The organism is Thalassotalea insulae (assembly GCF_030161395.1).
In the GTDB taxonomy this organism is placed as follows: domain Bacteria; phylum Pseudomonadota; class Gammaproteobacteria; order Enterobacterales; family Alteromonadaceae; genus Thalassotalea_E; species Thalassotalea_E insulae.
The window spans coordinates 916,486-928,946 of sequence record NZ_BSST01000001.1 but is presented as its reverse complement, the minus strand read 5'-3'; the positions used below and the strand labels follow the sequence as shown (position 1 = coordinate 928,946).

Genomic DNA, 12,461 nt, shown 5'->3' with positions numbered 1-12,461 from the left:
TTTATTCCCTGTGGTAAGGATGGTTGTTGTTAATACTCCATGCACGATAAAGGCTTTCAGCAAGAATAACGCGTACCATAGGGTGGGGTAAGGTTAGTGGTGATAATGACCATTTTTGCTCTGATGCCCGAATACATGCGGGAGCTAAGCCTTCAGGGCCACCCACTAATAATGCGATGTCTCTACCGTCTAGCTGCCATTTTTCCAGCTGACTCGCTAACTGTGGAGTGGTCCACGGCTTACCTTCAACTTCTAAAGTAACAATGCGGCTTCCTTTGGGAATAGCGGCGAGCATTTGCTCTCCTTCTTTTTCCAGAATACGCGCGATGTCGGCATTTTTTCTTCGTTTCCCTGGCGAGATTTCCACTAAGTTAAAGGACATATCTCGCGGAAATCGACGACAGTATTCGTTAAATCCTTGAGTGATCCACGCTGGCATTTTATTACCAACTGCGTAGAGGGTGATACGCATCGCTTGGTATTATTCCCAAAGTTGTTCGAGTTGATATTTATCGCGGGTTTCATCTGTCATCAGGTGAATAACAACATCGCCAAAATCTACTAACGCCCATTCACCAATATCATTGCCTTCAACTCCTAAAGGTTCTACCCCTTCGGCGCGACAATCGGTTATTAAGGATTGAGCTATGGATTTCACATGACGACTGGAATTTCCTGATGCGACGATCATATAATCGGCAAAATCGGATTTTTCTGCGATGTCTAACGTGATGATATCACGCCCTTTCATATCTTCTATTTTTTCAATAACAAAAGCGGTGAGTGCTTTATTTTGCAAAGTTGTTTCTCTTTCTGTGAAATAAATGAATTTGGTAATATAAGATAATACCACTAATTTTTTATCAGGTTAACCGTCTCAGCTTTAAGAAATTTAATCTTGCTGTTGGTAAAGCTGCTGCTGTTGAATATATTCAATAACTGCACGGGGGATCTTATCGGGATTAAAGCTGCTATTTGCTATTTCAGCTCTGAGTTCTGTAGAGGAAATATCCAGCGCCAACTGTTGATGAATAATGATTTTTCCTGCTTCTAGTGAAGCTAATTCAGTTATGGATTCAACCAGGTGCTGAGTTAAACTTGGCGATATTGTCGATAGGTGTTGTGATGACTGATAGCCAGGGCGGATATTAACCACTAGATGGCATAGCGTTAAAATTTCCTGCCATTGATGCCAGCGAGTAAAATTGAGTAATGAATCCATCCCCATAACGAAGAATAGTTGGCTATTTTTATGTTCTTGTTTTAACTCTTGTAGGGTATCAACAGTATAAGAAGGTTTATTTCTTAATAGTTCACGGTTATCCATTGCTAGCAGCGGGTGGTGCTGACAGGCAATTTTTACCATCTGCATTCGTTGTTCGGGTGACGCTATGGTGCTGGCTTTATGAGGGGGAATATGCGCTGGCATTAAGTGTAGGCTATCGAGGGTTAACCATTTAGCAGTTTCGATTGCCGGCAGAATATGACCATAATGAATAGGATCAAAAGTACCGCCTAAGATACCGATACGTTGTAATGGCTGAGCATTAGAAAGCTTGTTAGGCGTATTCATAATCAAGAGGCAAAGCGGATAACTCATCGCCATGATATAAGCTGATAATAACATCAGCTAATAAGACAAAAGGGTTAAAGTCACTGGCACTTTTTGCGAGTAAATCAACTTCTGCCAAGCGTGATTGTGCCTGAGCAATATTTTTTGCTGTGATAGTTTTTAGTGCATGTTGATACAGTGGTTTACGCTTGTCCCAAATCCGGTATTCATTGCAAAGTTGATTGAAATTTTCGCCTTGGGTCAATGCTTCCTGCATCATTGCCAGTTGTTTGATTTCTTTATGAACAAACCAAATCAGCTGGCCGATGGCCGTGCCGTCCTGTTGTAGCTGATCCAGCATGGATATCGCTTTATTAATTTTACCCGTTAACAGGGCATCGATTAACTGAAACGGATTGAATTTCGCCTGTTTAATTAAAAGCTGCTCAGCGTCTTCACTGGTGATCAGTTGCTGACCAAATAAGATGGCAAGCTTTTGTAGCTCCTGATCCAGTGCGTTTAAGTTACCTTCAAATAACTCGGTTAACTGCAATACTACATCTGGTAACAGGTTGAGTTGATAGTGTCGCGCTTGTCTTTGAACCCACTGGTGCAGTTGTTTGCCTTCGATATCATAAAGTGGTAGAAAACAGCCCTGATTGGCTAACAAGCTAAACCATTTTCTTTTTTGTGTACCAGCGTCAAGCTTGCCACCATGAATGAGCAACACAATATCTTGATGTAACTGCTGACTTAAGTCGGTTAGTAGCTTAGCACCTTTGTCACCTATTTTATTGCTGGTCAGTTCGAGTTCAATAATTCGCTGGCTCGAAAATAAACTCATCGCCTGATATTCTTGCTGTAGCAATGACCAGTCAAATTTATCATCAAAGGTCAGTCGAATATGTTCACTATAGCCCTGTTGCTGGGCGTGTTCTTTAATTGCAAATAGGCTGTTATTTTTCTGCCAAGGTTCATCACCAAAGATTAACCACACGGGTTTAACGCCCTGATTGAGTGTGCTGGTTAATTGGTTGTGATAAATCCGCATCGGTTTGCTCTGTTTAATTAGCTCGGATGGATACTGGCCATACTTCTTAGAATACGATCAGCGGCTTCTTTACGCATTTCACTGAGCATTAATGCCAATTCCCGGCTTTTGGCTAAAGCCAGATTTGGGTCATCCTGATAATTTCGGTTAATTTCAAACTTAAAATGTTGAGTATCTTGATCGGTAACAATCAATTGATAACGTACGGTATATATCAGTTCATATTCCGCAACCTGTCCGTTAGGGAATACCGATAGGGTACGACGATCTAACTTATCTTTTAGAATACGCATCTGTGGCAGTTTGTCAGAAAACTGCTGGGCCAGTGTTACCTGATTGTGTTGCAAATGCCGCTTAACTATCTGAGTCAGTTCGCCGTACTGGTCTACTGAACTCAGATAAATATGTTGTAGCTCTGGCGCTAACAGGTAGTCGCCTCTGAGACGAAAGCCGCAGGCACAGAGTGCTAAAGTGGCTAGTACTAGACTATACACTTTGATTTTTGTCAGTAAGTGACTACCTACACTCTTCATGGTTAATACCTTTGGCTATTCTTAAATCAACGGCTAATTAATTGGCAACAATATTCAATAATTTACCTGGAACATAAATCACTTTACGTACGGTTTTATCATCAATAAATTTAGCAACATTTTCTTCTGCTAAGCCTAAGGCTTCTACTTGCTCTTTGCTAGCGTCGGCTGCAACAGTAATTTTGGCTCTCAGTTTACCATTAACCTGTACTATGATTAATTTTTCATCTTCAACTAATGCTGATTCGTCAACTTGCGGCCATAGTGTGTCTTCAACAAGTTCACCATTACCTATGATCTCCCATAAGTGGTGAGCCAGATGTGGCACAATTGGCGCTAGCATTAATACTAATGCCTGAATGGCTTCCTGCATTACTGCGCGATCTTCTGTGCTCGCTATTTTAGCTTTAGACAGATGATTCATTAACTCCATAATGGCAGCGATGGCGGTGTTAAAGGTATTTCTTCGGCCAATATCATCACTGACTTTTTTAATGGTTTTATGTAACTCGCGGCGTAGTGCTTTTTGTTCGCTGTTCAGGCTTAAAGCGCTTAGGGCTACAGCTTGCTCACCCTGTGAAAAATCATAAGCTAGTTTCCAGACACGTTTTAAGAATCTGTGAGCACCTTCAACGCCTGAATCTGACCACTCCAGGGTTTGTTCAGGTGGTGAAGTGAACATGATAAATAAACGCACAGTATCGGCGCCATATTGTTCGATAACTTGTTGTGGATCGATACCATTATTTTTAGATTTCGACATTTTACTCATGCCGGCCGAAATCACTGGCTGACCATCTATTTTACTAATTGCTGAAGTAACTTGGCCTTTTTCATTACGCTCAACCGTGACATCTGCTGGTGAAATCCATTGCTGACCGCCATTAGCGCCTTCACGGTAGTATGTGTCAGCTAACACCATACCCTGGCATAACAAGCTTTTGAATGGTTCGTCACTGTTTACTAAACCGACATCACGTAATAATTTATGGAAAAAACGAGCGTATAACAGATGTAAAATCGCATGTTCGATACCACCGATATATTGATCCACTGGCAGCCAGTAGTTGGCTTTTTCTGGGTCAAGCATCTGACCATCTTCCGTTGGTGAACAATAACGCGCGTAATACCAAGACGACTCCATAAAGGTATCAAAGGTGTCGGTTTCACGAAATGCGACCTCACCGTTATAAGTGGTTTTCGCCCATTCTTTATCGTCTTTGATGGGAGAAGTCACACCATTCATCACGACATCTTCCGGCAGTTCTACCGGTAGCTGATCTTCTGGTACTGGTACCGACTCGCCATTGGCCAAGTTGATCATCGGAATAGGTGCGCCCCAGTAACGTTGACGCGAAACACCCCAGTCACGCAGGCGGTAATTGACCGTGATCTTACCCTTGCCTAATGAAACTAGCTTATCGGCAATCGCTTGAAAGGCCTGTTCAAAACTTAAGCCATCAAATTCACCAGAGTTAATTAATGTGTTTTTATCGACGATGGCAGCGGCGCTGATATCATCTCCTTCACTGGCAGCGATCACTTGTTTAATGGCTAAGCCGTATTTAGTGGCGAATTCCCAGTCTCGTTGATCGTGCCCAGGAACGGACATTACTGCGCCTGAACCATAATCCATTAAGACAAAGTTAGCGGCCCATACCGGTACTAATTCACCAGTTAATGGATGAATTGCTTTTAAACCGGTATCAACGCCTTTTTTCTCTATCGTGGCAACATCGGCTTCAGTCGCGTTTGCCGCTTTACATTCTGCAATAAAATTAGCCAACTCAGGGTTATTTTCCGCAGCAGCTAAGGCTAACGGATGTTGGGCAGCTAATGCGACGTAAGTAACGCCCATTAAAGTATCTGGGCGTGTGGTATAGATATCAAAGCTTTGCTCACTATCGGCAAGCTGGAAGGTCATTTCTACCCCTTCAGAACGTCCGATCCAGTTTTTTTGCATGGTTTTTACCTGTTCAGGCCAGCCATCAAGCTGATCTAAATCATTAAGTAATTCCTCTGCATAATCAGTGATTTTGATAAACCATTGTGGGATTTCTTTTTTCTCAACAATGGCACCGGAACGCCAGCCGCGGCCATCGATTACCTGCTCGTTAGCTAATACGGTTTGATCGACCGGATCCCAGTTAACAGTAGCATTCTTTTTATATACTAAGCCTTTTTCAAATAACTTAGTGAAGAACCATTGCTCCCAACGATAGTAATCTTTTTTGCAGGTCGCCAGCTCACGATCCCAGTCATAGCCAAAACCTAACAGTTTTAATTGATTCTTCATATAATCAATATTTTGGTAGGTCCATTTAGCGGGCGCTGAGTTGTTGTTAATGGCGGCATTTTCCGCAGGTAAACCAAATGAATCCCACCCCATAGGTTGCATGACATTTTTGCCTTGCATGCGCTGGTAGCGAGAAATCACATCACCCAGGCTGTAGTTGCGCACATGTCCCATATGTAATTTACCACTGGGGTACGGGAACATAGAGAGACAGTAAAATTTTTCTTTTCCGGGTTGTTCAACCGCTTTAAAGGTTTTGTTTTCCGCCCAAAAAGACTGCACTTTAGCTTCAATTGCCTGTGGATTATAGATGGATTCCATTAATGATTTTCTCAAAAAATTTGGGGTGATGCCTACCCATGCTTTGTGATGTAAAAGCAATGGATTTCGACGTATAAAATAATCACCATAGAATACATGAAAGCGCGGCTATTCGACAAGTTTAATCCACTCTGGTGGCTAGTAAATGTACAATTTTGCTTTAATTCATCGTTAGCGGGGAATAGATTAGGTTTTCTTGGCTAATTTATACTATATAAACTGGTAGGGCATAACAGTTGTGAGTGGATAGTGAAGAAAGAGCAAGAGCAGGATTTTTATAGTCGTTTATCACAATGGGTGCTTGATGTTAAGCAGCATGAAGTTACGCAAATTGTTGAGTTAGTAGAACATGCGAAATTGTTGTTGAAAGCCGCGGAAATGATCCCAGAAGAAAAAATAAAACAGTTCATTGATAATTTTAAATATGATCTGCATGAGTTTTATCAGCAACATCAGGAGCAGGCCAAGCATTCACTATATTTAGCGATAATGAACGAATCGTTTTGGGCTGTAATGGCAAATATCACTGATAAATCTCAGGTAGAATGGGCGGAATTATGTGATGATTTTGACCATAATGGAGATTACCGCTCCGGGGATTATATTGGTTTTGGCGTATTGGAGTGCCAAAATTGTCACCATAGCCTGCAAATCACCCATCTTTGTCAAATAAAAGACTGTTTACATTGTGGGCACCAGCATTTTGTCCGGCAAAGTTTAACCCCTTAATCTATGTTGGGAAACTAAATTGGGGATAACAAGTTTTTGCTTATTTTAGCTATTCCAGAGTACAATCTTAGCTGGCGTATTGATTTAACTCGTTAATATTTTTTAACTTTTTCCAGTAGAGCGTAAAGCAATTTAACAATCAACGCTAATAATCTAATTTTACAGCTGCAAAATAAGCAGTGATGGTGATAGTGCATGACCCAAATAATAAATAATAGACGATTATCCCCCGAACAATTGACCGCTCCGATAGATGAAAAGCTATTAAGTGTTCCCGAAGGTCATGAAGATAGCGAGCAAATATTTCTCGGTCATCACAGAGCAAAAGAAGCATTGGATTTTGCTTTGGCCATGGAGGCTCGTGGATTTAATGTCTATGCCATGGGAGAGCCAGGTACAGGAAGGCAAACGTTAATTACTCAAATGTTGGCGGCAAAAGCGGCGAATCAAGTAACACCGGCTGAGTGGTGTTATATTAATAATTTTGACGATGTTCATGCTCCTTATAAACTATACGTGAGCCCTGGTGATGGTAAGCAGTTACTTACCCGTATTAACACTTTTATTGATGAGCTGTTAGATTTATTCCCGGAAATTTTTGATAACCCTGGCTATCAGCGACAAAAAGCAGCGATCGATCGTGAGTTTAATCAAAAGTATGATGAAGCGATAACTATTGTTGAAACAACTGCATTAACTAATGACGTAGTATTATATGAAGAAGGCGGTGAGATCGGTTTTTCACCATTAGTGGATGGTCGGCCGCTAAATGATAAAGAGTTTGCTAATCTGGATGAAACGAAACGCAATGAGTTTTATCTGTTGTTGGAAAAGTTAGAAAATTTATTGTCTGAGCAATTAATTGAATTACCGCTATGGAAGCGTACCTCTTCTGATAAATTGCGTAAGTTAAAACATGAAACTGCCGAGCAAAGCATTCGTCCGTTTATTAAGGAACTGGAACACGAGTTTGCCAGTAATCTTGGAGTGTTAAAATATTTATCTAATGTTAAAGCTCATGTTGTTGATGCGGTGTTAGAAATATTAGTGGACGAAAATGCCGAGAAGCAGCAAAGTGATAAAGATGCGCGTAAATTAATGCAAGAGCGTTTCTTACCAAACCTGTTAGTAGCCCGAATCCCGGAAGAAGGCGCGCCTGTCGTTTATGAGCAAAACCCAACCTTTCAAAATTTGTTTGGTCATGTCGATTTTTCAAGTTTTCAGGGGAGCAGTTATACCAGTTATCGTTTGATCCGCCCTGGCGCATTACATAAAGCGAATGGTGGTTATTTACTGCTAGAAGCGGAGAAATTACTGAACCAGCCATTAGTCTGGGGGCGACTAAAGCTGGCGTTAAAAACTCAGCAGATCACGATTGAAAATCCGTATTCAGAATTTGCTCAATCCAGTGGTGTCAGTTTACAGCCAGAGAAAATTCCTTTAAATGTCAAAGTGATATTGTTGGGCGATCCAGAAATTTATTACACTTTGCAAGATTATGATCAGGAGTTTACTGAGTTATTTCGAGTATTGGCAGATTTTGATCGTCATTTAGATAATAACGAGCAAAACCTGATCGAGTATGCGCAATTAATTCGCCAACGGGGTCAGCAGCGTGATTATCCTCAAATCACTGACGATGCCGTGGTGGAATTGATCCGTTATGCTTTAAGACGTGCAGAACATCAGCATAAGATATCCGTAAACATTGCTCAGGTGAATGACTTGTTGGATGAAGCGGTTTATTTTTGGCAACAGCAAAGTGAGCAAAGTCAAATAACCAGTAATTTTGTCTTGCAGGCGCTAGCAGCGAAACAGCGAAGAACTGGGCGTATCAGTGAAGCCTGGCTCAATGAAATTAAAGAAGAGCAGGTGTTAATTAGTACTCAGGGTGAGCAAATCGGTAAAGTCAATGGCTTAACGGTACTGGAAATTGGCGACAGTGTTTTTGGCACCCCTGCAAGGATAACTGCCACGGTTTATGCCGGTAGTCATGGTATTACTGATATTGAGCGCGAAGTCGATCTAGGGCGTTCGATACATTCTAAAGGCGTGTTATTACTTTCCGGTTATCTCGGTCATAAATACGGTCAAGGATTCCCAGTAGCAATTTCCGCTAACATAGCCATTGAACAGTCATATGGGCACATTGATGGCGACAGCGCTTCGATGGCTGAATTGTGTGCCTTAGTTTCGGCAATTTCACATTTGCCTATCAAGCAGGGAATCGCAATCACTGGCTCGATGAACCAGCATGGTGAAGTACAGTCAATTGGTGGGGTAAATGAGAAAATCGAAGGTTTTTATCGGTTATGTCAGGATAAAGGCCTCACCGGTGAGCAAGGGGTAATTATTCCGAAAACCAATATGATCAACTTAATGTTGTCACCAGAGGTGATTGCGGCGGTTGAAGCGGAGCAATTCCATATTTATGCGGTAGAAAATGTCGATCAGGCGTTAGAAATTTTGACGGGGCAAATGGCTGGAGCTGCAAACAGTGTAGGTCGTTATCCACGTAAATCCATCCACGGTATTGTGTTAGATAAATTAGCGAAACTCTCTGATCTGTTAAATGGTGAAGAAGAAGACGCTTAGCGTTTGATACAGTCGTGAGCTAATTTTTATTGAAAAAACTTTATTTGTTTAATAACTAAGCAAATAAAGTTTTTTTTTCTATACTGAGATTATCACCATAGTTTGTAAGCTATTTATTCTACTTAGTATTTATGAGGATGCCTATTCGGATAATAACAATAATATAATAATACCAGTGGAAGTTTATCAGATCTGATGCGCTATCAGTTAAGTGAATAAATATTCCTGCGTCAAATATTAGCGACGCTCACAATTATTCTAATTTGTTGACAGTATTATTTTACTGTCACAGATATTTATTTGTTTGATGTTATTCAAAGTTGTTGATTATTAAAGAAAATTTGCAATTTTATTGCCTTGTCTTATAGTGAGAGTAAGAGTTTTTTACGAGTTAGCTTGTGATATTTGTTGAGCGTCAAGCTCACCGTTGTCACCAGCACCATGTTCGGTAAGCCAGCTGTCTATCGATTTCATTAGCACTATTTGTGTTAAGGTTTTTGGAGGCGTTGTGGAAAAAGCAAATCTTATTGAGCAATTATGGCCAATAGCCGCGTATTTTATCATTTTAGCGCTGATGCTAGTGGTGATGATGGCGTTGTCATACATGCTTGGCCCTAAAACTCGTACTCGCGCCAAGAATATTCCCTACGAGTCTGGCGTAATTTCTGTCAGCGATAATAAACCCCGTTTTACCAGCCACTTCTTTCTCTACGCTATCTTTTTCGTGATATTTGATTTAGAAACTATTTATCTATTTGCTTGGGTTATTGCCTTTGATGAGGTCGGCTGGATGGGGTTTATTGAAGCCAGCGTTTTTATATTTGTGCTACTAGCTGCCTTAGTTTATATCTGGCGTATTGGTGCGTTATCGTTAAAAAAACGGCATTTACCTTATCGGCAGAATCAATTGGCAGCTTCCACCCACGGTAACTTAGTGAGAGGTGACTAATGGAATGGTCGTTAACTAAAGCTAAATTAGACCAAGCGATGTCTGCGGCGGAAGATATTGCCGAGCAGGAACTAAAACGCAATGTTTTTATGGCCAAGCTCGATGATATGATCAACTGGGGACGCAAAAATTCCGTGTGGCCATTTAATTTTGGTCTCAGTTGCTGCTACGTTGAAATGGCAACTAGCTTTACCTCTCGACATGATATTGCCCGTTTTGGTGCCGAAGTGATCCGTGCTACCCCCAGACAAGCAGATTTAATGGTTATTTCTGGTACCTGCTTTCGAAAAATGGCACCTGTGGTACAACACCTTTATGAGCAGTTATTAGAACCGAAATGGATTATTTCCATGGGCTCCTGTGCCAATTCTGGCGGTATGTACGATATTTACAGCGTGGTTCAAGGCGTTGATAAGTTTATTCCGGTCGATGTTTATGTGCCTGGTTGTCCCCCTCGTCCTGAAGCATTATTGGAAGCGTTATTATTATTGCAAAATTCTATCGCCCATCAGCCAAGGCCATTGAGTTGGGTGGTCGGGGAGCAGAATGTCAGCCAGATCAAAAAACCTTCCCTCCGTGATATTAAGCAGCAAGAGCGCATTAATGTCACTGAACTTGATCAACCGGATTCGGTGTAATGGTCAGTGTTAATTTAGCAGCGAGCCAAGATTGGCAGCCTAATCAGCCATTACCGATAGTGGACGAAATCTTAATACAGGATAGTGGTTTGCAGCTTACTCCTGTGACAGCTATTGAAAATATCGTTGATCAAATCCCCACTTTTTGGGTAACGAGAGAACAGCTTTGTCAGCTGATGCAGGTTGTAAGGTTTGATTTAGCAAAGCCGTTTGAACTGTGCTTTGATATTACAGCTATCGATGAAACTGAACGTGATGGCAAAGCGGGACATGTTAAAGATTTTACTGTGAGTTATCACTTAATCTCCTATGAACGTAATAGTGACCTCAGAATCAAAGTAGCGCTAAATAGAGCGGATAAATCACTTTCAAGTGTTTGTCATTATTGGCCAAATGCAAACTGGTATGAACGTGAAATTTGGGACATGTTCGGTATCGTGTTTGATAACCATCCATTTTTAACCCGTATTTTAATGCCACTAACCTGGCAAGGGCACCCATTATTAAAAACACATCCTGCGCGGGCGACAGAAATGGATCCCTTTACGCTACCGCCGTCAAAGCAAGATGAAGAACAGCAAGCATTGCAGTTTAATCCTGAAGCTTGGGGAATGAAGCGTCAGGGGCGAGATAATGATTTTATGTTTCTTAATCTGGGTCCTAATCATCCTAGTGTTCATGGTGCATTTCGGATTGTGCTGCAAATGGACGGTGAAGAAATTGTCGATTGTGTACCTGATATTGGCTATCACCACCGTGGTGCTGAAAAAATGGGGGAACGTCAATCATGGCATAGCTATATCCCTTATACCGACCGCATAGACTACCTCGGCGGAGTGATGAATAACTTCCCCTATGTGATGGCGGTGGAAAAACTAGCGGGCATTACGGTACCGGATCGGGCAAAAGTGATCCGCATTATGACGGCGGAAATGTTTCGGATCTTAAGTCACTTATTATTTTATGGCACCTTTGCCCAAGATATCGGCGCACTTTCACCGATCTTTTATATGTTTATCGATCGAGAAAAGCTGTTTGGCATTATTGAAGCCTTTACTGGCGCTCGTATGCATCCAAGCTGGTTTCGCATTGGCGGTATAGCGTCTGATTTGCCAAAAGGCTGGGATAAGCTTGTGCGTGATTATGTTAATTATCTGCCAAAGCGTCTCGATCAATATGAAAAAATGGTGATGCAAAACTCGATATTAAAGAGACGTACCGTTGGTATTGGTGCTTATAGTACTAAAGAAGCAATTGAGTGGGGAGTGACAGGTCCGGGCTTAAGAGCAACCGGATTTTCCTGGGATATGCGCAAACAGCGCCCATACAGTGGCTATGATCAATTCGATTTTGAGGTACCGATCGCAGAAAATGGTGATTGTTATGACAGGTGTCGGGTGCGAGTGGAAGAGATGCGCCAAAGTATTCGTATTATTGAGCAATGTTTAAATAACATGCCGGAAGGACCTTATAAAGCAGAACATCCACAAACCACACCACCGAATAAAGCACAAACGATGACAGATATTGATACTTTGATCCCTCATTTTGTCAATGTCTCTTGGGGGCCGGTGATCCCGGCTGGTGAAGTCTCGGTTGGAGTCGAAGCAACAAAAGGTATTATGGCTTATCACTTGATCAGCGATGGCTCTACCATGAGTTATCGCACTCGCATTCGAACACCCAGTTTTGCTCATTTGCAAATGTTACCCGTGATCAGCAAAGGACAGATGATCGCAGATTTAATTGCGACGCTTGGTAGTGTCGATTACGTCATGGCTGATGTCGACAGGTAGT

Annotated in this window: 11 protein-coding genes; 5 read left to right on the top strand and 6 right to left on the bottom strand. The window is 41.6% G+C overall.

All coding sequences use genetic code 11. The features are described from left to right. Position 1: 1 nt before the first annotated feature. The 6 genes from rlmH to leuS all read right to left on the bottom strand — a co-directional run bounded on the left by rlmH (position 2) and on the right by leuS (position 5,753). Complete coding sequence (gene rlmH, locus QQK06_RS04325; RefSeq protein WP_284243383.1) at positions 2-472, bottom strand: 23S rRNA (pseudouridine(1915)-N(3))-methyltransferase RlmH; 471 nt, start codon at positions 470-472, stop codon at positions 2-4. A 9-nt stretch (positions 473-481) separates the two neighbouring features. Next, positions 482-799: a ribosome silencing factor gene (rsfS, locus tag QQK06_RS04320; protein ID WP_284243382.1), complete on the bottom strand. Its 318-nt coding sequence runs from the start codon at positions 797-799 to the stop codon at positions 482-484. Positions 800-892: 93 nt separating this feature from the next. After that, complete coding sequence (nadD, locus tag QQK06_RS04315; protein WP_284243381.1) at positions 893-1,573, bottom strand: nicotinate-nucleotide adenylyltransferase; 681 nt, start codon at positions 1,571-1,573, stop codon at positions 893-895. After that, positions 1,560-2,603, bottom strand: coding sequence for a DNA polymerase III subunit delta (holA, locus tag QQK06_RS04310; RefSeq protein ID WP_284243380.1), 1,044 nt, complete (start codon positions 2,601-2,603; stop codon positions 1,560-1,562). Before holA ends, nadD begins: the two co-directional genes overlap by 14 nt. Positions 2,604-2,620: 17 nt before the next feature. After that, positions 2,621-3,136 (bottom strand): LPS-assembly lipoprotein LptE, encoded by a 516-nt coding sequence (locus QQK06_RS04305; RefSeq protein ID WP_284243379.1) that lies wholly within the window; start codon positions 3,134-3,136, stop codon positions 2,621-2,623. 37 nt (positions 3,137-3,173) lie between these two features. Beyond that, positions 3,174-5,753 (bottom strand): leucine--tRNA ligase, encoded by a 2,580-nt coding sequence (gene leuS, locus QQK06_RS04300; RefSeq protein ID WP_284243378.1) that lies wholly within the window; start codon positions 5,751-5,753, stop codon positions 3,174-3,176. 249 nt (positions 5,754-6,002) lie between these two features. On the opposite strand from leuS, the gene QQK06_RS04295 reads away from it, so the two are divergent. The 5 genes from QQK06_RS04295 (at position 6,003) to nuoC (ending at position 12,460) form a co-directional block, all read left to right on the top strand. Next, positions 6,003-6,482, top strand: coding sequence for a zinc ribbon-containing protein (locus QQK06_RS04295; RefSeq protein ID WP_284243377.1), 480 nt, complete (start codon positions 6,003-6,005; stop codon positions 6,480-6,482). Positions 6,483-6,677: 195 nt separating this feature from the next. Beyond that, positions 6,678-9,077: an ATP-binding protein gene (locus QQK06_RS04290; protein ID WP_284243376.1), complete on the top strand. Its 2,400-nt coding sequence runs from the start codon at positions 6,678-6,680 to the stop codon at positions 9,075-9,077. 508 nt (positions 9,078-9,585) lie between these two features. Further along, positions 9,586-10,026 (top strand): NADH-quinone oxidoreductase subunit A, encoded by a 441-nt coding sequence (gene ndhC, locus QQK06_RS04285; RefSeq protein WP_284243375.1) that lies wholly within the window; start codon positions 9,586-9,588, stop codon positions 10,024-10,026. Further along, entirely contained in the window at positions 10,026-10,664 is a 639-nt protein-coding gene (locus tag QQK06_RS04280) for a NuoB/complex I 20 kDa subunit family protein (RefSeq protein WP_284243374.1), read from the top strand. The genes ndhC and QQK06_RS04280 overlap by 1 nt, the downstream gene beginning before the upstream one ends. Continuing rightward, the gene (nuoC, locus tag QQK06_RS04275; protein ID WP_284243372.1) at positions 10,664-12,460 is read left to right on the top strand and encodes an NADH-quinone oxidoreductase subunit C/D; all 1,797 of its coding nucleotides are present in this window, start codon (positions 10,664-10,666) and stop codon (positions 12,458-12,460) included. Before QQK06_RS04280 ends, nuoC begins: the two co-directional genes overlap by 1 nt. The last annotated feature ends 1 nt before the right edge of the window (position 12,461 follow it).

Bases quoted from the DNA above. Each gene is read 5' to 3' on its own strand.
- rlmH (WP_284243383.1), bottom strand. From the start codon at position 472: ATGCGTATCACCCTCTACGCAGTTGGTAATAAAATGCCAGCGTGGATC.
- nadD (WP_284243381.1), bottom strand. From the start codon at position 1,573: ATGAATACGCCTAACAAGCTTTCTAATGCTCAGCCATTACAACGTATC.
- holA (WP_284243380.1), bottom strand. From the start codon at position 2,603: ATGCGGATTTATCACAACCAATTAACCAGCACACTCAATCAGGGCGTT.
- QQK06_RS04305 (WP_284243379.1), bottom strand. From the start codon at position 3,136: ATGAAGAGTGTAGGTAGTCACTTACTGACAAAAATCAAAGTGTATAGT.
- leuS (WP_284243378.1), bottom strand. From the start codon at position 5,753: ATGGAATCCATCTATAATCCACAGGCAATTGAAGCTAAAGTGCAGTCT.
- QQK06_RS04290 (WP_284243376.1), top strand. From the start codon at position 6,678: ATGACCCAAATAATAAATAATAGACGATTATCCCCCGAACAATTGACC.
- QQK06_RS04280 (WP_284243374.1), top strand. From the start codon at position 10,026: ATGGAATGGTCGTTAACTAAAGCTAAATTAGACCAAGCGATGTCTGCG.
- nuoC (WP_284243372.1), top strand. From the start codon at position 10,664: ATGGTCAGTGTTAATTTAGCAGCGAGCCAAGATTGGCAGCCTAATCAG.